The sequence below is a fragment of the Azospirillum lipoferum genome, assembly GCF_024170005.1.
Classification (GTDB): Bacteria; Pseudomonadota; Alphaproteobacteria; order Azospirillales; family Azospirillaceae; genus Azospirillum; species Azospirillum lipoferum.
In genome coordinates, this window is sequence record NZ_JALJXJ010000002.1 from 675,752 (window position 1) to 699,680 (window position 23,929).

22 protein-coding genes are annotated in these 23,929 nt (G+C 67.7%); 19 read left to right on the forward strand and 3 right to left on the reverse strand.

What is annotated here, in order from left to right; translation table 11 throughout:
- Positions 1–92 precede the first annotated feature (92 nt).
- The 6 genes from aroC to egtB all read left to right on the forward strand — a co-directional run bounded on the left by aroC (position 93) and on the right by egtB (position 7,863).
- Positions 93–1,172: a chorismate synthase gene (gene aroC / locus J2848_RS07145; RefSeq protein ID WP_149229836.1), complete on the forward strand. Its 1,080-nt coding sequence runs from the start codon at positions 93–95 to the stop codon at positions 1,170–1,172.
- A 7-nt stretch (positions 1,173–1,179) separates the two neighbouring features.
- Positions 1,180–1,764 (forward strand): invasion associated locus B family protein, encoded by a 585-nt coding sequence (locus J2848_RS07150; protein WP_149229835.1) that lies wholly within the window; start codon positions 1,180–1,182, stop codon positions 1,762–1,764.
- Between the two features lie 48 nt (positions 1,765–1,812).
- Positions 1,813–3,969: a ribonuclease R gene (rnr, locus tag J2848_RS07155; protein ID WP_149229834.1), complete on the forward strand. Its 2,157-nt coding sequence runs from the start codon at positions 1,813–1,815 to the stop codon at positions 3,967–3,969.
- 376 nt (positions 3,970–4,345) lie between these two features.
- On the forward strand, positions 4,346–5,923 hold the full coding sequence (locus tag J2848_RS07160) for a S41 family peptidase (RefSeq protein WP_149229833.1): 1,578 nt from the start codon (positions 4,346–4,348) through the stop codon (positions 5,921–5,923).
- 157 nt (positions 5,924–6,080) lie between these two features.
- Positions 6,081–6,248: a 50S ribosomal protein L33 gene (gene rpmG / locus J2848_RS07165; protein WP_012974790.1), complete on the forward strand. Its 168-nt coding sequence runs from the start codon at positions 6,081–6,083 to the stop codon at positions 6,246–6,248.
- Positions 6,249–6,465: 217 nt separating this feature from the next.
- Positions 6,466–7,863 carry an ergothioneine biosynthesis protein EgtB gene (egtB, locus tag J2848_RS07170; protein WP_246193670.1) on the forward strand — a complete coding sequence of 466 codons (1,398 nt, stop codon included), beginning with the start codon at positions 6,466–6,468 and terminating at the stop codon, positions 7,861–7,863.
- Here egtB and J2848_RS07175 read toward each other — a convergent pair.
- Entirely contained in the window at positions 7,787–9,154 is a 1,368-nt protein-coding gene (locus J2848_RS07175) for a PAS domain-containing protein (protein WP_149229831.1), read from the reverse strand. The genes egtB and J2848_RS07175 overlap by 77 nt on opposite strands.
- Before the next feature lie 629 nt (positions 9,155–9,783).
- Between J2848_RS07175 and J2848_RS07180 the strand changes: the two genes are divergently transcribed.
- The 9 genes from J2848_RS07180 (at position 9,784) to J2848_RS07220 (ending at position 18,697) form a co-directional block, all read left to right on the forward strand.
- On the forward strand, positions 9,784–10,233 hold the full coding sequence (locus J2848_RS07180) for a pilus assembly protein TadG-related protein (RefSeq protein WP_149229830.1): 450 nt from the start codon (positions 9,784–9,786) through the stop codon (positions 10,231–10,233).
- A gap of 119 nt (positions 10,234–10,352) precedes the next feature.
- Positions 10,353–10,733 (forward strand): CidA/LrgA family protein, encoded by a 381-nt coding sequence (locus J2848_RS07185; protein WP_149229829.1) that lies wholly within the window; start codon positions 10,353–10,355, stop codon positions 10,731–10,733.
- Positions 10,730–11,452, forward strand: coding sequence for an LrgB family protein (locus tag J2848_RS07190; RefSeq protein WP_149229828.1), 723 nt, complete (start codon positions 10,730–10,732; stop codon positions 11,450–11,452). The genes J2848_RS07185 and J2848_RS07190 overlap by 4 nt, the downstream gene beginning before the upstream one ends.
- A gap of 423 nt (positions 11,453–11,875) precedes the next feature.
- A complete protein-coding gene (gene leuA, locus J2848_RS07195; protein WP_149229827.1) occupies positions 11,876–13,567 on the forward strand; it encodes a 2-isopropylmalate synthase in 1,692 nt (563 codons plus the stop codon).
- Positions 13,568–13,689: 122 nt separating this feature from the next.
- Positions 13,690–14,676: an ADP-glyceromanno-heptose 6-epimerase gene (rfaD, locus tag J2848_RS07200; RefSeq protein WP_149229826.1), complete on the forward strand. Its 987-nt coding sequence runs from the start codon at positions 13,690–13,692 to the stop codon at positions 14,674–14,676.
- An 11-nt stretch (positions 14,677–14,687) separates the two neighbouring features.
- Positions 14,688–15,509: a prolipoprotein diacylglyceryl transferase gene (gene lgt, locus J2848_RS07205; RefSeq protein ID WP_149229825.1), complete on the forward strand. Its 822-nt coding sequence runs from the start codon at positions 14,688–14,690 to the stop codon at positions 15,507–15,509.
- Positions 15,510–15,513: 4 nt separating this feature from the next.
- Positions 15,514–16,647 carry a class I SAM-dependent methyltransferase gene (locus tag J2848_RS07210; RefSeq protein ID WP_149229824.1) on the forward strand — a complete coding sequence of 378 codons (1,134 nt, stop codon included), beginning with the start codon at positions 15,514–15,516 and terminating at the stop codon, positions 16,645–16,647.
- Between the two features lie 131 nt (positions 16,648–16,778).
- The gene (pgeF, locus tag J2848_RS07215) at positions 16,779–17,546 is read left to right on the forward strand and encodes a peptidoglycan editing factor PgeF (protein WP_149229823.1); all 768 of its coding nucleotides are present in this window, start codon (positions 16,779–16,781) and stop codon (positions 17,544–17,546) included.
- A gap of 215 nt (positions 17,547–17,761) precedes the next feature.
- Positions 17,762–18,697 (forward strand): ribose-phosphate pyrophosphokinase, encoded by a 936-nt coding sequence (locus J2848_RS07220; protein ID WP_149229822.1) that lies wholly within the window; start codon positions 17,762–17,764, stop codon positions 18,695–18,697.
- Between the two features lie 70 nt (positions 18,698–18,767).
- Here J2848_RS07220 and J2848_RS07225 read toward each other — a convergent pair whose 3' ends face one another.
- Positions 18,768–18,965, reverse strand: a complete 198-nt coding sequence (locus tag J2848_RS07225) for a helix-turn-helix domain-containing protein (protein ID WP_149229821.1) — start codon at positions 18,963–18,965, stop codon at positions 18,768–18,770.
- Positions 18,966–19,058: 93 nt separating this feature from the next.
- Here J2848_RS07225 and J2848_RS07230 point away from each other — a divergent pair, with 93 nt between their 5' ends.
- A complete protein-coding gene (locus tag J2848_RS07230) occupies positions 19,059–19,718 on the forward strand; it encodes an XRE family transcriptional regulator (RefSeq protein WP_149229820.1) in 660 nt (219 codons plus the stop codon).
- Between the two features lie 120 nt (positions 19,719–19,838).
- On the forward strand, positions 19,839–20,111 hold the full coding sequence (locus tag J2848_RS07235; protein ID WP_149229819.1) for a hypothetical protein: 273 nt from the start codon (positions 19,839–19,841) through the stop codon (positions 20,109–20,111).
- 5 nt (positions 20,112–20,116) lie between these two features.
- Here J2848_RS07235 and J2848_RS07240 read toward each other — a convergent pair whose 3' ends face one another.
- Positions 20,117–20,506: a carboxymuconolactone decarboxylase family protein gene (locus J2848_RS07240; RefSeq protein WP_149229818.1), complete on the reverse strand. Its 390-nt coding sequence runs from the start codon at positions 20,504–20,506 to the stop codon at positions 20,117–20,119.
- Between the two features lie 380 nt (positions 20,507–20,886).
- Between J2848_RS07240 and J2848_RS07245 the strand changes: the two genes are divergently transcribed.
- Both J2848_RS07245 and J2848_RS07250 read left to right on the forward strand, forming a co-directional pair.
- Positions 20,887–21,588, forward strand: a complete 702-nt coding sequence (locus tag J2848_RS07245) for a TorD/DmsD family molecular chaperone (RefSeq protein WP_246193669.1) — start codon at positions 20,887–20,889, stop codon at positions 21,586–21,588.
- Between the two features lie 156 nt (positions 21,589–21,744).
- Positions 21,745–23,913 carry a hybrid sensor histidine kinase/response regulator family protein gene (locus J2848_RS07250; protein ID WP_149229816.1) on the forward strand — a complete coding sequence of 723 codons (2,169 nt, stop codon included), beginning with the start codon at positions 21,745–21,747 and terminating at the stop codon, positions 23,911–23,913.
- The last annotated feature ends 16 nt before the right edge of the window (positions 23,914–23,929 follow it).

Genomic DNA, 23,929 nt, shown 5'->3' on the forward strand with positions numbered 1-23,929 from the left:
AACGCGCGCATTTTCACCATCGGTGAAAACTCGGTACACTGCTTCACAGCTGTGAACTTTCAGGCGCGGGTTCGTTTCGGGAGGATGTCACCATGGCCGGCAACAGCTTCGGCACGCTTTTCCGCTTCACCACCTGGGGCGAGAGCCACGGTCCGGCCATCGGCGTCGTCGTGGACGGCTGCCCGTCGCTGATCGACCTCGTGGCGGAAACGGACATCCAGCCCTGGATGGACAAGCGCCGGCCCGGCCAGTCGCGCTACACCACCCAGCGCCAGGAACCCGATCAGGTGAAGATCCTGTCCGGCGTGTTCGAGGACAAGACGACCGGCACCCCGATCTCCCTGCTGATCGAGAACACCGACCAGCGCTCCAAGGACTACAGCGACATCGCCGGCAAATTCCGCCCCGGCCATGCCGACTACACCTACTGGCAGAAATACGGCATCCGCGATTATCGCGGCGGTGGCCGCTCCTCGGCACGGGAAACCGCCTGCCGGGTCGCCGCCGGGGCGGTGGCACGCAAGGTGCTGGGCTCCGCCATCCAGGTGCGCGGCGCCCTGGTGCAGATCGGTCCGCACAAGATCGACCGCAGCCGCTGGGACTGGGCGGAAATCGACAACAACCCCTTCTTCTGCCCCGACCCGGTCGCCGCCACCCAGTGGGCCGACTATCTCGACGGCATCCGCAAGAGCGGTTCGTCGGTCGGCGCGGTGGTCGAACTGGTGGCGTCGGGTGTGCCGGTGGGGTTGGGCGACCCGCTCTACGACAAGCTGGACAGCGACCTTGCCTGCGCGATGATGACGATCAACGCGGTGAAGGGGGTCGAGATCGGCAATGGCTTCGCCGCCGCCGAACTGACCGGCGAAGACAACGCCGACGAGATGCGCATGGGGCCGGACGGCCAGCCACAGTTCCTGACCAACCACGCCGGCGGCATCCTGGGCGGCATCTCCACCGGGCAAGACATCGTCGTGCGCTTCGCGGTGAAGCCGACCAGTTCGATCCTGACGCCGCGCCAGACGGTGGACACCGCCGGCAATGATACCGACATCCTGACCAAGGGCCGCCACGACCCCTGCGTCGGCATCCGCGCCGTCCCGGTGGGCGAGGCGATGATGGCCTGCGTACTGGCGGATCATCTGCTGCGGCGGCGGGCCGAGCGGCGGGAGTAACCTTCCCATGCCCGCCCTCCGCCACGGACAGCGCCTGATCCTCGCCCTGGCGATGCTGATCGTTCTCTCCGCTGGTGCCGCTCGGGCGACCGCGGCGGACGACAGGCCCTTCCGGGAATTTGACGAAGCCTTCAAGAGCTGGAAGCTCTACTGTCAGCTCTGGTCCGGCACGAGGCAGGTGGAGTGTGAGCTGTCCACCCGCGGCATCAACGACCGCACCGCCCGGCTGGTCTGGCTGCGCTCGACCGACCGCTGGCGCGAGGGGCTGCGTTTCCGCGTGTCCGCCGACTCGCTGGACCTGGACAAGCTGGTGCGGGTCTGGGCCGACCGGGCGGTGTTCAAGCCCGATTCCCCCTGCAAGCCCTTCCGGTTCGAGACCAACACCTGCGCGGTGAGCGATCCCGACATCAACCGCAGGATGGTGGAGAAGATCGCCCCGGCGCCGGAGGTCTCCATCGTCGGCCAGTCGCCGGCGGGGGAGAAGACGGAGGTCCGCTTCCCGCTCGCCGGTTTCCGCGAGGCGCTGGAACGCAGCGACGCCATCCGTGCGATGGCCGGTCGTCCCTGGTCGACGACTCCTGGCTCGGATTGATCCCTATATAGCGAACTCCATGACGAGAACCGACGGACTCCCCGCCCAGTGACCGACAGCCATTTTCCCAGCAAGGACACCATCCTCGCCTTCATCCGGTCCAGCACCACCCCCGTCGGCAAGCGCGAGATCGCCCGCGCCTTCAAGCTGTCCGGATCAGCCGACCGCGAGATGCTGAAGGACCTGCTGCGCGAACTGGAGGCGGAGGGCACGGTGGAGCGCGGACGCAACAAGCGCATGGCCCCGCCGCAGTCCCTGCCTGCCGTTGCGGTTCTGCTGGTCACCGGCGTCGATACGGACGGCGAGTTGTCGGCCCGACCGCTGACCTGGACCGGCGAAGGCAATCCGCCGCGCATCTTCCTGCTGCCGGAAAGGAAATCGCGGGGGGAGGACAAGCCGCTGGCCGTCGGCGACACGCTGCTGGCGAAACTCGCCCGCATCAACGACCGTCTTTACGAGGCACGTGTCATCCGCCGCATAGACGGCGAACGCGAGGGCCGCATCCTTGGCGTCTACCGGCCGAGCGCCGATGGCGGACGCATCCACCCGACCGACCGTCGCCACAAGACCGAGTTCCTGGTGTTGCCGCCCAACCGCGGCGATGCCGAACCCAGCGATCTCGTCTTCGCCGACATCCTGCCAGCCGGGCGCGCCGGCCAGCCGCAGGCCCGCGTGGTTGAACGGCTGGGCTCCACCGACGAGCCGCGCGCCTTCAGCCTGATCGCCATCCACGCACACGGCATTCCCACCGTGTTCCCGCATGCCGCCCTGCGCGAGGCGGAACTGGCGGCGGTGCCGGCGCTGATGCAGCGGGAGGATCTGCGCGACATCCCGCTGGTGACCATCGACGGCGCCGACGCCCGCGACTTCGACGATGCCGTGTGGGCGAAGCGGGACGGCGACCCTGAGAACCCGGAAGGCTGGCACCTGATCGTCGCCATCGCCGACGTGTCCTATTACGTGCGCCCCGGATCGGCGCTGGACCGCGCGGCCTACGAGCGCGGCAACTCCGTGTATTTCCCCGACCGCGTCGTACCGATGCTGCCGGAGGCATTGTCGAACGGGCTGTGCTCGCTGCGGCCGGGGGAGGACCGCGCCTGTCTGGCCTTCCACCTGTGGGTCGACCGCGACGGCGTGCTGATCCGGCATCGCTTGGTCCGCGGCCTCATGCGGTCGGCGGCGCGGCTGACCTATGAACAGGTGCAGGACTGCCACGACGGCAGGCCGGACGAGGCGACGGCGCCGCTGGCCGACGCCGTCATCGCCCCGCTGTTCGACGCCTATGCCCGGCTCGCCGCCGCCCGCGCCAAGCGCGGCACGCTGGAACTCGACCTGCCGGAACGCCGGGTACATATCGACGAGCGCGGCCGGGTCGCCGAGATCGCCCGGCGCGGACGCCACGACAGCCACCGGCTGATCGAGGAATTCATGATCGCCGCCAACGTCGCGGCGGCGGAGGTGCTGGAACGGCGCACCATGCCCGGCCTCTACCGCATCCACGACCGCCCTTCGATGGAGAAGATGGAGGCGCTACGCGGCTTCCTGGCCGGGATCGGCCATCCGCTGGCCAAGAGCGCCGACCTGACACCGGACCATTTAACCCGCATCCTGCGCAAGGTGGAGGGCACCTCGCACGCGCCGCTGGTCAGCGAGATCATCCTGCGCGCCCAGGCCCAGGCCGCCTACAGCCCCGACAACATCGGCCATTTCGGTCTGGCGTTGCACCGCTATGCCCATTTCACCTCGCCGATCCGCCGCTATGCCGACCTGATCGTCCACCGCGCGCTGATCCGCACGCTGGGGCTGGGCGTCGGCGGGCTGGATGACGAGACGCTGGGCAGGCTGACGGAGATCGGCGAGCATCTGTCCGGCACCGAACGCCGCGCTGCCGCCGCGGAACGCGACGCGGTGGACCGCTACACCGCCGCCTTCCTGGCCGACCGGGTAGGGGAACGCTTCAGCGGGCGCATCTCCGGCGTCAGCCGCTTCGGGCTGTTCGTGCGGCTGGACGAGAGCGGAGCCGACGGGCTGGTCCCCGCCAGCAGCCTGCCCGACGACAGGTACGAGCATGACGAGGCCGCACACGCTCTGACCGGACAGCGTACGGGTCGTACGTACCGCCTCAGCAGCCCGGTCAAGGTGGTGCTGGTGGAGGCCGATCCGGTCAGCGGCAGCACCCTTTTCCGGCTGGCCGACTCGGTGTGACGGAGGGGACATGGACTAGAGCGTTGCACAATGGCAACGCTTGAGCCTCAGGACTGATATACGACCGACTCGCGGCCAAGCCACGGGTTGGTGGCACCTCCGCCATACCAGCGTGACCTTGGCGACACAGGGTTGGACAATCCGCAACATTGTGGTGCGGCCCGCAATTTTGTCCCGCCCACCCTCCTAAACGAAGGTGTATCTATCACCCATCCGGGATCGGGAACATCCTCCTCCGGTCCGGCTGCAGGAAAGGGAGGCCGCGGTTCGCCCCATGGCCCAGTTCGATCACAGCGTGTGCGATCACGACGTGTGCGACCGGAATGCACCGTCCCGCCTGCCGCCTTTTCGGATCTCCGCAATGCCGGGCCCCTTGATGTCAGGCGTTGCGCACCGCCTCATCCGCCCCCTCCGCCATCTGGCCTTCCAGCTCTCCGCCGCAGCCCTTCTCGCCACCACCGCTCTCGCCGGAACGCCGCAGGCCGCGAACAGCGCGCCGCCGTCGGTGGTCGAACAGGTCTTCTCCGTCGGCTTCGCCAAGATCGCCGAGGTCTATCTGGAACCGGTGTCCTTCAACCGTCTGGGCATGGACGGGCTGAAGGGGTTGACCGCGCTCGACTCGTCGGTGACGGTTGAGCATGCTGGCAGCACCGTACGCCTGTACGTGTCGGGCGCCCTGGCGGCGGAGTACGGTGCCGCTGCCGATGGCGACGCGGCCGGTTGGGCGGTTCTGACTACCCGCATCATCGACCGCGCCCGCGCCTATTCCCCAATCCTGGCGAAAGCGACGCCGGAGCGGCTGTATCAGGTGGTGTTCGACGGCGTCACCGCCGACCTGGACGGTTATTCCCGCTACACCGGTGTCCAGCGCGCCAGCAACGAACGCGCCCAGCGCGAAGGGTATGGCGGCGTCGGCCTGTCGCTGGACACCACATCCAACGGTCGCGTCATCGTGCATGACGTGATGCCGCACAGCCCGGCCGAGCGCGTCGGCATCGTCGACGGCGACCAGCTTCTGGCGATCGATGGCGACCTGACCACGCGGATGACCGCCGCCGATATGCGCGAGCGGCTGCGCGGCCCCACCGGCACGCTGGTCACGCTGACAGTCGCCCGCGACAATGGCGCCCCTCGCCGCCTGCCGCTGCGCCGCGAACGTGTGGTGCCGAACACCGTCACCTACTCGATGTCAGGCGATGTCGGCATCGTCAAGCTCGACCGCTTCAACGCCACGACGGCCTCCAGCCTGCGCTCCGCGGTAACCTCGATCCGGCAGGCGGCCGGTCCGACCTTGCAGGGGATGGTTCTCGATCTGCGCGGCAATCCGGGCGGGCTGCTGGACCAGGCGGTCGCGGTCGCCGATCTGTTCATCCGCCGCGGCCGGATCATCTCCACCGAAGGCCGCAACCCGGAAAGCCGCCAGCGTTTCGACGCCAATCCGGACGACCTGCTCGACGGGCTGCCGCTGGTGGTGCTGGTCGACGGCCGCTCCGCCTCGTCGGCGGAGGTGGTGGCGGCGGCTTTGCAGGACTCGGGCCGCGCGGTGGTGGTCGGCGCCTCCAGCTACGGCAAGGGCAGCGTCCAGACGGTCAACCGCCTGCCCAACGATGGCGAGCTGTTCCTGACCTGGAGCCGCATCTACACCCCGGCCGGCTACACCCTGCACCGCCAGGGCGTCCAGCCCACCGTCTGCACCAGCCGGGCGGGCCAAACCGATCCGGAGGCGCTGCTGTCCGACCTGCGTGAAGGGCGTCTGCGCCCGACGCAGGTGGCGAGCTGGCGGTCGAAGGCGGCCGACGACGAGCATGCGCTGAACGCCCTGCGTGAGGCCTGCCCGTGGAAGGAGCATGAGCCGGAACTGGACCTGAAGGTTGCCATGCGGCTGCTGGCCGAACCGGGGCTGTACCAGCGCGCGGTTGCCACCGCCGTTGTCAACACCGTGGCGGAGCGCTGAACCGTATTTAGATAAGGTGTCCCTGTGGCAATCGCCATTGGACACCGATTTCGCCGCCCATAGGGCTTGACATTGCGGCGTCAGACGGTATTTTCCGCCGCTACGACGCCGCCCCGCCGGGCCGGCGGGGCACGGATTTTTTGTCGGGATCGAGATCATGGCCAAGCAGAACACCGTCCTCATCAAGCTGGTGAGCACGGCAGACACCGGTTTCTTCTACGTCAAGAAGAAGAACCCGAAGAAGACCACCGAGAAGCTGTCGTTCCGCAAGTACGACCCGGTGGCGCGCAAGCACGTCGAGTTCAAGGAAGCCAAGATCAAGTAAGTCTTGTCCGACACTGAGCTGTGCTTCGAATGAACAAGGCCGCCTTTCTGGCGGCCTTTTCGTTTTTGGGTCGATGCATCAGTAGTGCCTTTGCAGATGCGGCGTCAGGTCGCAGCCGCTATTTGCGGTGACCGCTGCACCACGGATGCACGCATTCCAAAAGGGGCGCTCCGGGTGGACACTCTCCGAAGAGATCCGGATTTCGGAGGGACCGCCCGTGCCCGACACACATCCCATCCCGAGCGCCGACAAGGCCGCCGAATCGGTTGCCGCCCAATCCTTTACCGAACGCCGGCAGGCCCTCGCCACCCGCTTCCAGAAGGCGCGTGCCCGCAGCGCCGAACTGGTCGCCACCCTATCGCCGGAAGACCTGATGGTGCAGACCGTTCCGGACGGGGCACCGGCGAAATGGCACCTCGCCCATACCAGCTGGCTGTTCGAGGTGGCCGTACTGATCCCCTTCAGTCCCGGCTATCGTCCCGCCGACTCGGCCTTCCTCGACCTGTTCGCCGCCCGCAACGACGTCCGTAGCGATGGCGGCACCCCGCCGCCCCGGATGCTGTCGCGCCCGTCGGCGGCCGAGATCATGCGTTACCGCGACCAGATCAACGCCGCCGTGCTGCACCTGATCGATGGCGTAGAGGATGCGCTGTGGGGCTCGGTCGAAGCGGCACTGATGATGGCCGTCGCCCATGAACGGCGGCACCAGGAGCGGATGCTCCTGCACATCAAGCATGCCCTGTGGAGCAATCCGCTGCGGCCGGCCTACGAGCAGCCTCCCGACCATCCGCATCTGGGCGCCCCACCCGACGGCTGGCTGGAGCAGCCCGGCGGCCTCGTCGAGGTCGGCCGACCGACGCCGTTGCCCGGATTCGACCATGAAAGCCCACGCCACCGTGTCTGGCTGGAACCCTATCGGCTGGCAGCCCGTCCAGTGACCTGCGGCGACTATCTGACCTTCATCGAGGCCGGCGGCTACCGCGACCGCTCCCTTTGGCTGTCCGACGGCTGGGAGGTGGCGCACGCCGAAGGCTGGAGCGCCCCGCTCTATTGGGAACGCTCGGGCTCCGGATCGGACAGCCGCTGGCAGGTCTTCACCCTCTATGGCATGCAGCCCCTCGACCCAGACGAGCCGGTCTGCCATGTCAGCTGGTACGAGGCTGACGCCTATGCCCGCTGGGCCGGCAAGCGCCTGCCGCGGGAAGCGGAGTGGGAGGTGGTCGCCGCCGGCTGCGGCAGCATGGGCAACCTGTTGGGCACCGGCCACCGCCATCCCCGTGCAGGCACCTGCCACGGCACCGGCCCCTGGCAGATGTGCGGCGACGTGTGGGAATGGACCAGCGACGCCTTCACCACATATCCGGGCTACCGCCATCCTCATGGTTCCGGCGAGGCCGTACCGGACGAGGCGGTCAACGGCCGGCTTGCCAGCAACCGCATGGTGCTGCGCGGCGGCAGTTGCCTGACACCCTTCGATCATGCCGGTCCATGGACGCGGCATTACCTGCGGCCGGAAAGCCGGTTGTCGATGAGCGGGTTCAGGTTGGCGGAGGATGCGCAAGCGACGTCTGCGCGTCGCCACCGGCGACCAACGCCCGCGCCTGTCCCTGGGTGACAATTCCGCGTTCCGTCAGCCGGGACAACAACGCCACGGCAAGCTCGGCCTGGAACAGCACTTCTCCCTGCGGACCGCTGCGCGGGTGACGGGGCAAAGCGAAGGCATCCGCCAGCCGACCGGCCGACGCGCCAGTCAAGGCCGGGTCCAGCGCTCCCGCCAGCGCGCCGAGGTCGAGCGACGGCGGCAGCCCCGGATCGGCGATGCCGGCCTGGGCTGCCGACCGCGCCAGTGCAGCAAGGGCCGAGTCGACGCCGATCCCGACGGCGATGCAGTTGTGCAGCGCGTCCTGGATCACCGGCCAGACCGCGGCGAAGGGGCGTTCGCCAGCCACCATGGCGGTGCCGATGCCGTGACGGGCCGTTGCCTCGGCCGGCACCGGGTCGATGGGATCGATCAGAAGGGTGAGAGACACCGTCGGGAAGATGCGCGACCCGACCAGCCGCACAGTGCCGACCGCAATCACCGGACCGCTGTCGGATTCCTTGCCCGCCGTCTCCACCCAAAGCGCCACGAAGGGCAGTGCGGCCAGCGGCTCCTCGTCGCCGAGCGGAGCTGCCGGCTGGGCCGGGCGCAGGCTGAGCGTGCGCTTGCCGCTGAGCCCGGCGGCGTGGGCCATGCCGCGGGCGGGGAAGGACAGCAGCACCCCGGCGCCGAGGCCCAGGTCCGCCACCCGCACCGAAAGCTCGCCGTCCTCCGTCCGGCGCAGCACCGCGGTGACGGGGGCTCCGCCGCCGCGCGCACGCTCCATGGCGCGGGCCAGATCGTCACGGAACAGGGACTTGCCGATGTCGGCCCCCTCCTCCACCGCCAACAGACGGGCGGCGGCGGGATTCAGCTGCTCCACCCGCCCCTGTTCGTCGAGAATCAGCAGAGGATCGTCGGACAGGGCCAGAGCCGCGCGCAAGGCCCGGTTCATCCGCCCGCCTCCCAATGGCCCATCACCCAGCGGCCCATCATCCAGGCCGCGCTCGCCGCCTCGGGCCAGGCTCGCCGCCTCGGCCAAGCGCGCCAGCTCGCCGCCGCGCCCGCCGGACAGGGGTTCAAGGTCGATCCCGCTGCGGGTGCCCGACAGGCGGTCGGACAGGCGGTCGAGATCGCGGAAATGGCGCGACAGGCGCGAGAAGACGAACCACACCGCCAGCAGGCCGAGTCCGCAGGTCGCCAGACCACGGGTGAAGGCGGTGCGGTCATCCGCCGCCAGTTGCGTGATCTCCACACCCAGAAAAACCAGCGCGGCAGCCGCCACCGCCAGCCCCAGCATCACCACGCGCCAAACGCCGCCCTTCATCGGGCCGTCTCCCCGTCATTGCGCCCGGAGTCTAGCCGGCAGAACGGAAACGGAGAAGGCACACGCGTGTTCAGTGCATAAGGACAATGTCCCGAACGCCCGTAACCTCGGTCATCAGGCCGACCAGCGCGCCACGCACCTCACCCGACAGGGCGACCAGCAGAAGCGCCACCACCGCGACAGCCAGCACATGGTCCGGAAGCGATCGAATCGGCCACCGCCCGTTCGAACGGTCACGGAAAGAGGGCGGAAAGAACGGCACAGACGGCAACTCCGGCGCGGAATGGGAGGGGCTTGGGCCAGCCTACCGGCGCCGATGGCGAACAAGTCCTTAACGCTATCCGAGTCGTGCCCGATTGGCCTATTTTTGTCCCAACTCAACTTCGTTTCATGAGCGTTTTTAAAGTTGAGAGCATGCGCCCTACCCTCCACGAAGGGGTTTCCCCTTTGTTGCCATCTCCACGAATTTGGGTTACCGCCTTTGCGTAAAATACATAACAACTTGTGCCGTGATTTTTGCTGTCGCTCTGCTGCATTTCCTGGTTTGCCTGCTTGTCGGATGATGCTAAGAGTAATGTATCCAATGAAAACACTCCTTTCCGCATAGGCAATTGCTTGGGAGGCCGGCAATGACTTTGGTCTATCGTCCCCTGCCCTATGGCGGGCACGAAGACCGGCGGACGGGTCGACACCTGCTTCTGGTGGTTGCCCTGATCCTTGCCATTCCGACCGCGCTGGGTGCCGGCTGCACCGTCGACGCGTTGCGCAGCTATGCGGTGGAAGCCCGGCTGTCGCAGGCGGTCGATGCCGCTGCACTGGCCGGCGGGCGCGTGATGTTCGATTCACAACGCGACGGACACATCCGCAGCTTCTTCGACAAGGCCTTTCCCAACGGATTCCTGGGGTCGAGCCTGTCCCCCTTGACGATTGCCGAGGATGCCGCCGCAGGCACCCTGACGGTCAGCGCCCATGCCACCGTGAACGCCATCTTCCTGCGCCTGTTCGGCAAGAAGGAAGTGACGGTGGAGGCGCAATCAATCGTCCGCCGCAGCCAGCACGTCCGCAGCAAGCTGCAATAACCCCACACTCCTGAACATCCAGCCGCCAATTCGCGACGCTCGCATTCACGGAATGCAGCCCGGCGATTTCGCAACTGCGGTAGAAGGAACGCACAGCGCCCCTTCTACCGGAGTCCGCGATGCTCGGAACCCTGACACTCCTGCTGCTCTGCCAACTGGCCGGTGAGCTGGCCGCCCGCCTGCTGCATCTGCCGGTTCCCGGTCCAGTGCTGGGCATGCTGCTGCTGTTCGCCGGTCTGCTGCTGCGTGGCGGCGTGCCGGACACGGTGCAGGACACGGCGGGCGGGCTCCTGCGCCACCTCTCCCTGCTGTTCGTGCCGGCCGGCGTCGGCGTGATGGTGCATGTCACCCGCCTGGAGACGGAGGCGCTGCCGATCGTCGCCGCCCTGTTCGGCAGCACCCTGTTCGGCATCGCGGTGACGGCGAAGCTGATGGCCTTCCTGCTGAGCCGCATCGATCCGCGGCTGGAGGAAGAGCCGACCGGGGAGGACCGGCCATGAGCGCCGACCTTCACCAGATCTGGGTCTATCTGTCGGCCAGCCCGCTGGCCGGGCTAACCCTGACCCTGGTCGCCTATCAGATCGGCCTGTGGATCTTCGAGAAGCTGGGCCGGCGCCCGGTGCTGAACCCGGTGCTGATCGCCGTCGTCCTGATCGCCGGCACGCTCAGCCTGTCGGGCATCGATTACCGCACTTATTTCGACGGCGCGCAGTTCGTCCACTTCCTGCTGGGTCCGGCGACGGTGGCGCTTGCCATTCCGCTCTACAACCAGTTCCAGGAGGTCCGCCGCTCGGCCCTGGCGCTGCTGGTGGCGCTGCTGGTGGGGTCCGCGGCCTCGGCGCTGAGTGCCGTGGCGCTGGTCTGGACGTTCGGCGGCAGCAAGGCGACCATCCTGTCGATGGCGCCGAAATCCGTCACCTCCCCCATCGCCATGGGCGTGTCGGAGCAGATCGGCGGCTTGCCGTCATTGACGGCGGTGTTCGTCATCATCACCGGCATCGTCGCCGCCAGCCTGGGCACCTGGGTGCTGAACCTCGTCCGGGTGAGGGACTGGCGCGCCCGCGGATTCGGGATGGGGGTGGCGGCGCACGGCATCGGCACCGCCCGCGCCTTGCAGGTCAACGAGGTGGCAGGCGCTTTCGCCGGGCTGGGTATGGGGCTGAACGGGCTGGCGACGGCTCTGCTGCTGCCGACGCTGTATCACCTGATCTGGGGCTGACGCGGGAGGCCGAGGAGGACAGGCGGGATGGCGATGGTTGGCGCATCCCGCAGTCCGTTTTTCGCCAGTCCGGGCTTGACAGCCATGCCGCGCCTGCGCAAAGTGCGCCCCATGAACACCACCGACCGCCAGAACGCCCTTCTTCGACTTCTCGGCCCGGCGCTTTAAGCGTCCGGGTTCGTTGCGTTCGCACACCATTTCCATCGGTCGAAGTGTCTGTTCCATGAGCGATGTTTTCGAAGGCGCCCACATCGGCGTCGCCCGGCCGGGGCCGGGACTGCGACTTAGCAGCGGTCGCTGAGCCACATCCGGCGGCTCCGCGGCCGTACCCCTCGCCGGTCCCTCCGCCTTTCAAATTCCGATCCGCTGCCCCGCCAGCACTGAATGCTTGGCCCGGGGCCGCCAGTGGAGCCGAACGACGCCATGAGCACCGCGACCAATATCCCGACCCTGCCGAAGTCCCCGTCCAAATACGCCCCCTTCCCCCAGGTGAAGCTGACCGACCGCCAGTGGCCGTCGCGCACCCTGGATAAGGCACCGATATGGTGCTCGGTCGACCTGCGCGACGGCAACCAGGCGCTGATCGAACCGATGGGGCCGGACCGCAAGCGCGCGATGTACGAGTTGCTGCTGCGCATGGGCTTCAAGGAAATCGAGGTCGGCTTCCCCGCCGCGTCGCAGACCGATTTCGACTTCTGCCGCGAGGTCATCGACCAGGGCAAGATTCCTGACGGCGTCACCATCCAGGTGCTGACCCAGTCGCGTGAGGAACTGATCCGCCGCACCTTCGACGGCATCCGTGGCGCCAAGCGCGCCGTCGTCCACCTGTACAACTCCACGTCCGAGTTGCAGCGTCGCGTGGTGTTCGGACTGGACCGCCAGGGCATCGTCGACATTGCCGTCGCCGGCACCAAACTGATCAAGCAGTTGGCCGCCGAGACGCCGGAGACCGAGATCGTCCTGCAATATTCGCCGGAAAGCTTCACCGGCACCGAGCTGGACTTCGCGGTCGAGATCTGCGAGGCGGTGATGGAGACCTGGGGCGCCACCCCCACCAACAAGGTGATCCTGAACCTGCCGGCCACGGTCGAGATGTCGATGCCGAACGTGCATGCCGACCAGATCGAGTGGTTCTGCCGCACCCTGAAGAACCGCGAATCGGCGATCATCTCGCTGCACCCGCACAACGATCGCGGCACCGGCGTCGCCGCGGCGGAGATGGGCCTGCTGGCCGGAGCCGACCGCGTCGAAGGCACCCTGTTCGGCAACGGCGAGCGCACCGGCAACGTCGATGTCGTCACGCTGGCGCTGAACATGTTCACCCAGGGTGTGGATCCGGAACTGAACATCGACGACATCAACGAGATCGTCCGCATTTCCGAATACTGCACGCAGCTGCCGGTCCATCCGCGCCATCCCTATGCCGGCGAGCTGGTGTTCACCGCCTTCTCGGGCTCGCACCAGGACGCCATCAATAAGGGGCTGAAGGCGCTGACCAAGTCCAACACCGGCAAGTGGGAGGTCCCGTACCTGCCCATCGACCCGCAGGATCTGGGCCGCAGCTATGAGGCGGTGATCCGCATCAACAGCCAGTCCGGCAAGGGCGGCATCGCCTATGTTCTGGAGAAGGACTACGGCCTGCAGATCCCGCGCCGCCTGCAGATCGAGTTCTCCAAGGTCGTGCAGCGCGTTGCCGACGAAACCGGCAAGGAGCTGTCGCCCGCCGACATCCACGCCGCCTTCAAGGCCGAGTATCTGGACGCCGACAAGCCGCTGGAACTGGTCGAGCATTCGACCGAGCCGCGCGGCCCGAACTCCGGTGCCCGCGCCATGAGCGTGGTGATGCGCCGCAATGGCGAGATCATCACCACCAAGGGCAAGGGCAATGGCCCGATCGACGCCTTCCTGGACGCCCTGCGCCAGGGCTGCGGCACCGACCTGCACGTCGTCGACTACCGCGAGCACGCCATCGGCGCCGGCGAGGACGCACAGGCCTGCGCCTATGTCGAGGTGAAGACTGGCGACAAGACCCTGTTCGGCGTGGGAATCGATGCGGACATCGTGACCGCCTCGCTGCGGGCGCTGGTCAGCGCGGCGAACCGGTCGGCGCGGTAAGAGTTCAGCACTGCGCCCCCTCCCGCTCGCAAGTGTGGAAGGGAGGGGGCATCACCTTGCCCCCACCGCCCCACCCGCCTATAAGTCCCCACGAAACGCGTCGAGCAACAGCGGACAGCGCTATGATCGTGGTCACCGGCGGGGCCGGCTTCATCGGGTCCAACCTTGTCGCGGCTCTGGCTGCGCGCGGCATCACCGACGTGGGGGTCGTCGACCGCTTCCGCGATGGCGAGAAGTGGCAGAACCTTGCCAAGCGCGAGGTCGCGGCCCTGGTGCCGCCGGAACAGACGCTGGCCTTCCTCGACCAGCATGCCGCCGAGATCGACACCGTCTTCCATCTCGGCGCCATCTCCGCCACCACCGAGCGGGACGTCGACAAGATCGTCGCCAACAATGTGGCGCTGACGCTGGATCTGTGGCGCTGGTGTTCCTGGCGCGGCTGCCGGCTGATCTACGCCTCCTCCGCCGCGACCTATGGCGACGGCTCCGCCGGATTCGACGATGACGGCTCCTGCGATGGGCTGGCGCGGCTGCGGCCGCTGAACGCCTATGGCTGGTCCAAGCATCTGGTCGACCGCCGCATCGCCCGCGCCGTCGCCAGCGGCGACCTCGTGCCGCCGCAATGGGCCGGCCTGAAGTTCTTCAACGTCTACGGCCCCAATGAAGCCCACAAGGGCGACATGATGAGCGTGGTCGCCAAGCTGCACCCGCAGCTAACGGCCGGCAATCCGGCTCGCCTGTTCAAGTCGCACAAGGACGGGTTCGAGGACGGCGGCCAGCTGCGCGACTTCATCCACGTCGACGACTGCGTCGCGGTGATGCTGTGGCTGTACGACCATCCCGAGGTCAGCGGCCTGTTCAATGTCGGCACCGGCAAGGCGCGCAGCTTCAGGGATCTGGCGCTGGCGACCTTCACCGCGCTGGGGCTGCCTCCCCGGATTGAGTACTTCGAGATGCCCGAGCATCTGCGCGGCAAATACCAATATTTCACGCAGGCGACGACGGATCGCCTGCGTGCCGCCGGGTTCGACCAGCCCTTCACCGAGCTGGAGGAGGGTGTCCGGCGTTATGTGCAGGATTTCCTGTCGCAGCCCGACCCGTTTCGCTGACCGGAGTTCCCATGCTCGCCACCCTTCCCGTCGTGGCCTTTCCCACCATCGATCCGGTCGCCTTTTCCGTCGGCCCGGTGGTCGTCCGCTGGTACGCGCTGGCCTATCTGGCCGGCTTCGTGCTGGGCTGGCGCTACTGCCTGGGGCTGGCGCGGCTCGACTCCGACCGCCGGCCGAATCCGGAGGAATTCGACGATTTCCTGACCTGGGCGGTGATCGGCACCATCCTGGGCGGGCGGCTCGGCTATGTGCTGTTCTACAACCTGCCCTACTACATTGAGAATCCGCTGGATGCCTTCCAGGTCTGGCACGGCGGCATGTCCTTCCACGGCGGCATGGTCGGCGTGCTGACCGCCATCGCCCTGTTCTGCTGGCGCCGCGGCATCTCGCCCTTCGTCTTCGGCGACATCATCGCCGCCTGTGCGCCGATCGGGCTGTTCTTCGGCCGCATCGCCAACTTCATCAATGGCGAGCTGTATGGCCGGCCAGCGCCCGATTTCGCCTATGCCATGGTGTTCCCGCGCGACCCGCTCCAGGTGCCGCGCCACCCCAGCCAGCTCTACGAGGCGGCATTGGAGGGCGTGGTTCTGTTCATCCTGCTGGCGATCGCCATCCGCAGCCCGGCGCTGCGCAACCGGCCGGGCACGATCGGCGGGCTGTTCCTGATCGGCTACGGCCTGTCACGCATCATCGTGGAGTTCTTCCGCGAGCCCGACCCGCAGCTGGGTTTCCTGTTCGCCGGCGCCACCATGGGACAGCTGCTGTCGCTGCCGATGGTGGCGGTGGGCCTGTGGCTGGTCCTGCGCGGCCGGCGCCATGCCATCCCGGCCTGACGCCATGGCGGACGAAAGCGCCGGCCCGGACACGCTGGCCCATCTGCTGGCCCGCCGCATCGTGATGGACGGTCCGATGAGCGTCGGCGCCTTCATGGCGGAGGCGCTGGGCCATCCACGCTTCGGCTATTACATGCGCCGCAATCCGTTCGGTACGGGCGGCGACTTCACCACCGCGCCGGAAATCAGCCAGATGTTCGGCGAACTGGTCGGACTCTGGTGCGTCGACACATGGGCGCGGCTGGGCGGCCCAGGCCCTTTCCATCTGGTGGAACTGGGTCCCGGCCGCGGCACGCTGATGGCCGACGTGCTGCGGGCGGCGGCAGTGTTGCCGCTGTTCCGCGACAACGCCGCCGTCCATCTGGTCGAGACCAGCTCGGCCTTGCGCGACCGCCAGCGCCAGGCGCTCCAGCCCATCGCCGGCGATGCCGTCCACTGGCATGACCGGCTGGAGGATGTGCCGGAGGGTCCGACCATTCTGATTGCCAACGAGTTCTTCGACGCCCTGCCGATCCGTCAGGTGCAGAAGACCAATTATGGCTGGTTCGAACGCCTGGTCGATGTCGAGCCCGACAGTACGGAAGACGATCCGCGCTTCCGCTTCGTGCTGGAGGCCTTCGGCAGTTCCGGCAACCGGCTGGTGCCGGATGCGCTGCGCGACGCGCCCGACGGCAGCGTCGTCGAGGTATCCCCCGCCTCGCAGGCGGTGGCGCGGCTGATCGGCACCCGGCTGGCGGTCGCTCCCGGCGCGGCACTGGTCATCGACTATGGCTATGCCCACGGTCCGGCGGTTGGCGACACGCTCCAGGCGATGCGCCGCCATGCCTACGCCCCGGTGCTCGAGGCGCCGGGCGAGGCCGACCTGACGGCCCATGTCGATTTTGCCGCCATCGCCGCCGCCGCGCGGGAGGGCGGCGCACAGTCCTTCGGCCCGGTCGAACAGGGGGAATGGCTGAGCCGGGTGGGCATCCGCCAGCGGGCATCCGCCCTGACGGCGAAGGCCAGGCCGGCCCAGGCGCAGGACATCCGCAGCGCGCTGGACCGCTTGATCGATCCGGCGCAAATGGGCAGGCTGTTCAAACTGGTCGCGCTCGCCACGCCCGGAGCCTTCGCCGACGCCCCGCCGGCGGGCTTCTGAGCGGCGGGCGCGGAACCCGGTTAGAGACACCGCACCATAACCGCCAGCAAGACAATCCCGGCGGACCGTGCATCGCGGCCCCCTGCCCTGTTGGGTGGTGAAGGGCCACAGAACAGGGAAGGACGGCGTTCGTGATCACACTCGGCGCGCTGAACGACATCACCCACATTCGACACGCCTTTTTCACCCGCACCGGCGGGGTGTCCACCGGGCTCTACGCCTCGCTGAACTGCGGGCTGGGGTCCAACGACTCCGCGGCGGCCGTGCATGAGAACCGCGCCCGCGCAGCCGCACGCATGGAGGTGGCCTCCGGCAACCTCATCACCTGCCATCAGGTCCACAGCCCGACCTGCGTGGTGGTCGAAGAGCCCTGGACGCCGGAGACGGCGCCAAAGGCCGACGCCATGGCGACCCGGGAGCCGGGGATCGCTCTGGGCATCCTGACCGCCGACTGCGCGCCGGTCCTGTTCGCCGACAGCAAGGCACGGGTGATCGGCGCCGCCCATGCCGGCTGGAAGGGGGCCAAGGGCGGCGTCATCGAGGCGACCGTCGCCCGCATGGTCGAACTGGGCGCCAAGCCGAACCGGATCGTCGCCTGCATCGGCCCCTGCATCGCCCAGCGCTCCTACGAGGTGGGACCGGAATTCCCCGCCCCGTTCGAGGAGGAGGACCCGCGCAACCGCGATTACTTCGCTCCTGCCCGCAAGCCCGGCCATTTCCTGTTCGATCTGGCCGCCTACGTCACGCGCCGGCTGGGCGACTCCGGCGTCACGGTGATCCAGCGCTGCCCCAACGACACGGTGGCGGAGGAGGACCGCTTTTTCAGCTACCGCCGCTCCTGCCTTCGGGGGGAATCGGACTACGGCCGCGGCCTTTCGGCCATCGTCCTGCAGAATTGAGGCGCCCCCGAACGTGGCCCGAACGGGCCATCGCCGGTCCCCTGGTCATGCCGCCCGCGCGGGGGCGGCATTCCCCAATGGGGAAAGACCCGACCGTCATGGAACGTTTACACGGGGCTGGCCCTTTGTTATGGTCCGCCCCGTTTTCAAGGGGCGCCGGCGCGCAAGCGGCGAACGTGCCTTGAGCCGTTTCCCTGCAAAGAGAGCCGACCCCGATGAAGGTGCTTGCCGGCAACAGCAACCGTCCGCTGGCCGAGGCGATCTCCACCTGTCTCGGCGTGCCGCTGACAAAAGCGAGCGTGCGCCGTTTTTCCGACATGGAGGTTTTCGTCGAGATCCTGGAGAACGTGCGCGGCGAGGACGTGTTCGTCGTCCAGTCGACCTCGGCTCCGGCCAACGACAATCTGATGGAACTGCTGGTGACGATCGATGCGCTTCGGCGCGGGTCGGCCCGGCGCATCACGGCGGTCATTCCCTATTACGGCTATGCCCGGCAGGATCGCAAGACCGGCCCGCGCACGCCGATCTCGGCCAAGCTGGTCGCCAACCTGATCACCCAGGCTGGCGCCAACCGCGTGCTGACGATGGACCTGCACGCCGGTCAGATCCAGGGCTTCTTCGACATCCCCACCGACAACCTGATGGCCGCCCCGGTCTTCGAGAAGGACATCCGCCAGTCCTTCGAGAGCATCGACGAGATCACCATCGTGTCGCCGGACGTCGGTGGCGTGGTGCGCGCCCGCGCGCTGGCCAAGCGGCTGGATGCCGATCTGGCCATCATCGACAAGCGGCGTGAACGCGCCGGCGTGTCGGAGGTGATGAACATCATCGGCGACGCCAATGGCCGCCGCTGCATCCTGATCGACGACATCGTCGACTCGGGCGGCACGCTGTGCAACGCCGCCGTCGCGCTGATGGACGCCGGTGCCAAGTCGGTCCACGCTTTCTGTACCCACGGCGTCCTGTCCGGCGGTGCGGTCGCCCGCGTCGCCGTGTCGCCGCTGGAACAGCTGGTCACCACCGACAGCATCCAGGCGACCGAGGCGGTGCGCGTGTCACGCAACATCCGTCAGCTGACCATCGCCCCCCTGCTCGCCGAAGCGATCATGCGCATCAGCGAAGAGCGGTCGGTGTCGAGCCTGTTCTCGTAAGAACGGCTACGTTACAGGAAAGGCCCTTTCCCGACGGGAAAGGGCCTTTTTTGTTGCGCGCGTTCTGCCCTCACCCTTCCCCCAACCCATGAAAATCGTTCGCCGTCACCTGCCCGCCGGTGGCGGCGGCGATACGGGCCATCACGGCGGGACGGGGGACGCGGCGGCCGTGGCGGTAACGGTTGACCGTCGCCTGGCTCGTCCCGATCAGGACAGCAAAGGCCTCTTCCTTGGTAGCGGTCCGGGTGAGCCAGTCGTCGAGCGTCATACCGCAATGGTTTAGACCAAGGCGGGTTCTGCCCGCAACTGGATTTATTCCGAAATCATGGACTTTCCAAAGCCGCTTTGGTATGAACAGTCCATGACCACGATGCGCGAACTGCGGCAGGCCGCCGGGCTGAGCCAGGAAAAGCTGGCTGAGTTGGCGGGCACCTCCCAGCCCCAGATCAACAAGCTGGAGACCGGCCAGCGCAAGATGACCGTCGATTGGGCGGTCAAGCTGGCCGGGCCGCTGGGAGTCGAACCGGCGGCCCTGCTCGGCCTCGACGGGCCGGCGGCCCACGCGCCCCAGCTACGGCCTGCCCGTCCGGCTCTTCCGCCACTGCTCCGTGCCGCCACGGTTCCGCAGACACAGACCGCAGCCTCGATGCCGGTGCGGGCAGCGGCGCGCGGTGGGGTGGACCAGGAAATGTTCCTGGAAGATGGTCCCATCGACTGGATTACGCGCCCCGATTACCTGAAGAATGCCCGCGATCCCTATGCCATGTATGTGGTCGGCGAGTCGATGATGCCGCGTTTCCGCCCGGCGCAACTTCTGCACGTCAACCCGCACAAGCCACCGTCACCGGGGGCCGGGGTGGTGGTGGTCAAGCGCAACAGGGCGGTGCTTGTGAAGGAGTTCGTGCGGCGCAGCCCAGACGCCGTGATTCTGCGTGAATATCGGCCGGCGGACCGTGAATTCTCGGTGCCGCTGGAAGAGATCGATACCCTTCACACCGTGGTCGGCTTGCAGGAGCCCTGACGTCTATACCGTTCCGGTATCAGCATTCCCTGGCCAGAATAATCCAATTTGGATTATTTCTTTGTTCGACGAAACGCCGGATATCTCCGGCGCACCGCCGCCGAACAAGGAGACATCGCCATGCCCCGGCTCTATCCCCGCTTCCATCCCGGCCCGTCGGCCGGTCGGCTCGACAGCTTCAGCGAGCGCGGCGCCCGCGAATTGGCCCGGCGCATCCGCACCGCCTGGGCCAACATCGGCTGGGACGTGGAGGTGCGTGTGGAGCGCATCGCCAGCGAGGAGTTGGGCGACGGCCGCAGCGTCGCCCACTTTACCGTTCGCAGTGATTTGGTCAACGGCCTGCCGCAGCGACGGCTGGAGCAGGCGGTACGGGCCCTGCCGCGCGCCGCCTGACGGGCTCACCTCAACCGCTCGTCCAGCTCAACCTGATAGCCGACCGCGAGGCGGTTGGTCTCGTTCGCCATGCCCACCACGGCCATCAACTCCCCGAACTGCGCGTCGGTCATGCCCAGCCGGCGCACCGCCGCCTCGTGCGAGCGGATGCAATACTGGCAGTTGTTGGTGACGCTGACCGCGACGAAGATCATCTCCTTCACCAAAGGGTCCAGCGCACCCGGAGCCATCACCTCCTTCAGGCTTTCCCAGGTCCGCGCCAGCGTTGGCGGGTGGTTGGCGATCGCTTTCCAGAAATTATTAACGTCGGGAACGTTGCGCGTCGCCTTGATGTCATCGTAGACGGCGCGGACCTCCGGCGCGGCATCGGCCTGTTCGATGAGGGGAAGCGGCATGGCGGAAGGAACTCCTGTATGGGACGGGGGCTTGCGATAAGGCCGGACATTGTGTCGCAAGGCAACAGCCGGCCCATGTCTTTCCTCCATCCATCCACCTCGTTGACCAATGCTTGTCCCGCTGGTAGTAGAGACTTGCAACAGATCGCGCAAACGTTCGGGCGAACGATCCGCCCGGAAGATGCGACGCTGGAAGAAATCCATAAGACGCGAAATCCATTCGTGCAGCGTTCCCATGCGGTCCGGCCCCGGCACATGTCCGATCCGGTCCGAATGCCGGGAGGAACAGCGTGGAGAGCACGGTTCTAGAGGCTGCCTTGTCACCGCCTGTTCGGGACGGGTCCGGCATCGCGAGGGCCCCCGTCCCCAACGACCTGGATTTGGCCGCTTCCGCCCAGGGCCTGCGCCTTCTCGCCCGCCTGCACGCCGAAGAGCCGACTCCCGCTCTGCTGGAGTCGCTGCGCAACGCCCCGGTCGGCCGTGGTCCGCTGGCGCTCGACCGTGACGACGCCCTCCAGGCCGCAGCCCTGGTGGACGAGGTGGTCAGCGACCTGCCGGAGCGGATCACCCGCCGCAGCCTCGCTCCGCTGGCCGCCGATTTCGCCGCCATCCACCGCAGCGGCGAGTTGCGCGCCTGCCCGACCGAAGGCCCCTGGCTGGACGAGGAGATGCGGGCCGATGCCGCCGCCTCGCTGCTGCGCTGGCGTAATGGGCTGGAGACGGGGGTGGAGGCGGAACTGCGCCGACCGCCGCTGGACCGGCTGGCGGACGACCATATCGCCGCGGAACTGGCGCTGCTGGCCGCCCTGCTCGACCATGGGCGCACGCTCGACGCCGTCCGCTTCCTCGACCGGCATCTGTTGCGCTGGGCCCCCGATTTCTGCAGCAAGGTCGCCACCCGTTGCCGAGAGCCCTTCTTCGCCGGCATCGCCATCCTGACCAACGCCCATCTCGACGATCTGCGGGACCGGCTCGGCGAGCTTTGCGGACTGCCCCGCCCCGACGATGACGGGTCGGACGTCCGCCGCCGCCGGCGCTGGACGGAAGGGCGCTTTCCCCGTGCCTGCACCTGCGACCCGTGAACCACCGAGAACGCGCCACCCCTACCGTAAAGTCAGAGTTGCCCGCCCTTCAATGCTTCGTCCATGGTGACCAGGGTGGGGTCCGCCCTGTGCCGCCGCCATGTGCCCCGTGCCGATGGCAGCCGGCACGATCCGTTTCCTTGGCAATGGTTGGTAATGCCCTTTCGCAGCCTCGACAGCCGGACCGACCGCAGGGGATCCTTGCGCCTTCTGCGCCTGCTGCTGGCTGTGTCGGTCGCCCTGCCGCTCGTGCTGTTTGCCGGCATCGGCTGGCGCGAGCGATGGGAGGCGCAGGACGAGGCCGAGCGCAACAGCCGCAAGAACGCGCTGGTCCTGCACGAGCATGTGCTGAAGGTGTTCGACACCATGGCCCAGGTGCTGGACCGGGTGGACGAGCATATCCATGGACGCAGCTGGCGCGAGATCGCAGAGTCGGAAGCGCTGCACCGCTACCTGAAGACCCTGGAAGGCGAGCTAGACCAGATCGGCGCCATCGGGCTGACCGATCCCGACGGTTACGTGCGCAACTCCAGCCTCGTCTTTCCGGCGCGCAACAGCTACATCGGTAACCGTCCGGATTTCCGCGAACAGCGGGAGCAGGATTCCGGTCTGCTCATCGCCGGGCCGGTCGCTGATCCCGGCACCGGCAAGCCCAGCTTCGGCATCAGCCGGCGCCGCAGCAGTCCCGGCGGTCCCGACGGCCGTTTCGACGGAATAATCGCCGCCATCGTCAATCCCGACTATTTCGCCAGTTTCTATCGGCAGATTGTCGGCACCGAAGGGGAATCCATCGCGCTGATCCGCGACGATGGCGCGATGCTGATGCGCTTCCCCACCCTGGATCCGACGCGTCCGAATGCGCCGCTGCCCACCTTGCCGGCCGACCGCGGCCTGCGCGCCGAAATCCGCCGCCAGCCGGACGAGGGGATTTTCCACACCGGCAACAGCCATGTGCAGGGTCTGGAGCGCGTGTTCGCCTATAAGCGGGTCGGCACCTTCCCGATCTATGTCGTCTATGGGCTGGACGGGACGCAGGTCACCCGGTCCTGGTGGCGGAATATGGCACTGGACGCCGCCTTCGTTGCTCCGGCGACGCTGGCGCTGGCGCTGATCGCCTGGCTGGCCTACAGCCGCGCCGCCTCGGAAAGTGCGGCGGTCCGGCGCTGGGCGGACGAGGTGCGCAACCGCGAAAGGCTGGAGGAGGCGCTGCGCCAGAGCCAGAAGATGGAGGCGCTCGGCCAGCTGACCGGCGGGGTGGCGCATGACTTCAACAATCTGCTGACCGCGGCACTCGCCAACCTGCATCTGCTGGCCCGCCATCTGCCGGCCGAGGGCCAGCGTTTCCTGGGTGGGGTGCGGACCGCGCTGGAGCGGGCGGAGAAGCTGACACGGCAACTGCTGTCCTTCTCGCGCCAGGATGCGGTCAACCTGACAGTGATCGACCTGGGCGACAGCCTGCGCGGGATGGGCGACCTGCTGGAACGCTCCATCCGGGCCGACGTCGCGCTGGAATGGGACATAGCCCCGGTCCCGATGGCGGTCGCCGTCGACCCGGTACAGTTGGAAATGGCGGTGCTGAACCTCGTGCTGAACGCCCGCGATGCCATGCCGGGCGGCGGCCTCATCCGCATCGCCGCCGGCCCTATCGGCGCTGCCCCCCTCGGTGCCGCCATGGGTCCGGAGCCGCGTACCGCCCGCATCGAGGTTTCCGACACCGGCGCCGGCATGCCGGCCGACGTGATGGCCCGCGCCTTCGATCCCTTCTTCACCACAAAGGGCGTCGGCAAGGGAACCGGGCTTGGCCTGTCGATGGTCTATGGCTTCGCCCGCCAGTCCGGCGGCAGCGCCACCATCGACAGCCGGCCCGGCGAAGGCACCCGCGTGCGCATCGACCTGCCGCTGAGCGACGTCCAGCCGGCGGAGCCCGTCCTCGTTCCGCAGGCCCCGGCAACCGATCTCCGTCCGCTGCGCATCCTGGTGGTGGAGGACAATCCACTGGTGCTGATGGCGACAGTGGAAGGGTTGGTCCAGGAAGGCTTCACGGTCGAGACCGCCGAGGATGGCGTCACGGCGCTGACACTGCTGGAGACTGACCGGAACTTCGATCTGGTGGTATCGGACGTCGTGATGCCCGGCGGTGTTTCCGGCATCGATCTCGCCCGGCACATCCGCGAGAACTGGCCGCAGCTGCGCGTGCTGCTGGCGTCCGGCTACAGCCCGGAATCGCTTGCCAACATGGGCGCCGACACCGCATCGGTCCTGGCGAAGCCCTTCACCCCCGACCAGCTGGCCGCGCGCATCCGCTCGCTGACATCTGCCCGCTGACCCAGGGCCGGACCGT

Coding starts and splice junctions, on each gene's coding strand:
- aroC (WP_149229836.1), top strand. CDS start 93: ATGGCCGGCAACAGCTTCGGCACGCTTTTCCGCTTCACCACCTGGGGC.
- J2848_RS07150 (WP_149229835.1), top strand. CDS start 1,180: ATGCCCGCCCTCCGCCACGGACAGCGCCTGATCCTCGCCCTGGCGATG.
- J2848_RS07160 (WP_149229833.1), top strand. CDS start 4,346: ATGTCAGGCGTTGCGCACCGCCTCATCCGCCCCCTCCGCCATCTGGCC.
- rpmG (WP_012974790.1), top strand. CDS start 6,081: ATGGCCAAGCAGAACACCGTCCTCATCAAGCTGGTGAGCACGGCAGAC.
- J2848_RS07175 (WP_149229831.1), bottom strand. CDS start 9,154: ATGAAGGGCGGCGTTTGGCGCGTGGTGATGCTGGGGCTGGCGGTGGCG.
- J2848_RS07180 (WP_149229830.1), top strand. CDS start 9,784: ATGACTTTGGTCTATCGTCCCCTGCCCTATGGCGGGCACGAAGACCGG.
- J2848_RS07185 (WP_149229829.1), top strand. CDS start 10,353: ATGCTCGGAACCCTGACACTCCTGCTGCTCTGCCAACTGGCCGGTGAG.
- J2848_RS07190 (WP_149229828.1), top strand. CDS start 10,730: ATGAGCGCCGACCTTCACCAGATCTGGGTCTATCTGTCGGCCAGCCCG.
- leuA (WP_149229827.1), top strand. CDS start 11,876: ATGAGCACCGCGACCAATATCCCGACCCTGCCGAAGTCCCCGTCCAAA.
- rfaD (WP_149229826.1), top strand. CDS start 13,690: ATGATCGTGGTCACCGGCGGGGCCGGCTTCATCGGGTCCAACCTTGTC.
- lgt (WP_149229825.1), top strand. CDS start 14,688: ATGCTCGCCACCCTTCCCGTCGTGGCCTTTCCCACCATCGATCCGGTC.
- J2848_RS07210 (WP_149229824.1), top strand. CDS start 15,514: ATGGCGGACGAAAGCGCCGGCCCGGACACGCTGGCCCATCTGCTGGCC.
- J2848_RS07220 (WP_149229822.1), top strand. CDS start 17,762: ATGAAGGTGCTTGCCGGCAACAGCAACCGTCCGCTGGCCGAGGCGATC.
- J2848_RS07225 (WP_149229821.1), bottom strand. CDS start 18,965: ATGACGCTCGACGACTGGCTCACCCGGACCGCTACCAAGGAAGAGGCC.
- J2848_RS07230 (WP_149229820.1), top strand. CDS start 19,059: ATGACCACGATGCGCGAACTGCGGCAGGCCGCCGGGCTGAGCCAGGAA.
- J2848_RS07235 (WP_149229819.1), top strand. CDS start 19,839: ATGCCCCGGCTCTATCCCCGCTTCCATCCCGGCCCGTCGGCCGGTCGG.
- J2848_RS07240 (WP_149229818.1), bottom strand. CDS start 20,506: ATGCCGCTTCCCCTCATCGAACAGGCCGATGCCGCGCCGGAGGTCCGC.
- J2848_RS07250 (WP_149229816.1), top strand. CDS start 21,745: ATGCCCTTTCGCAGCCTCGACAGCCGGACCGACCGCAGGGGATCCTTG.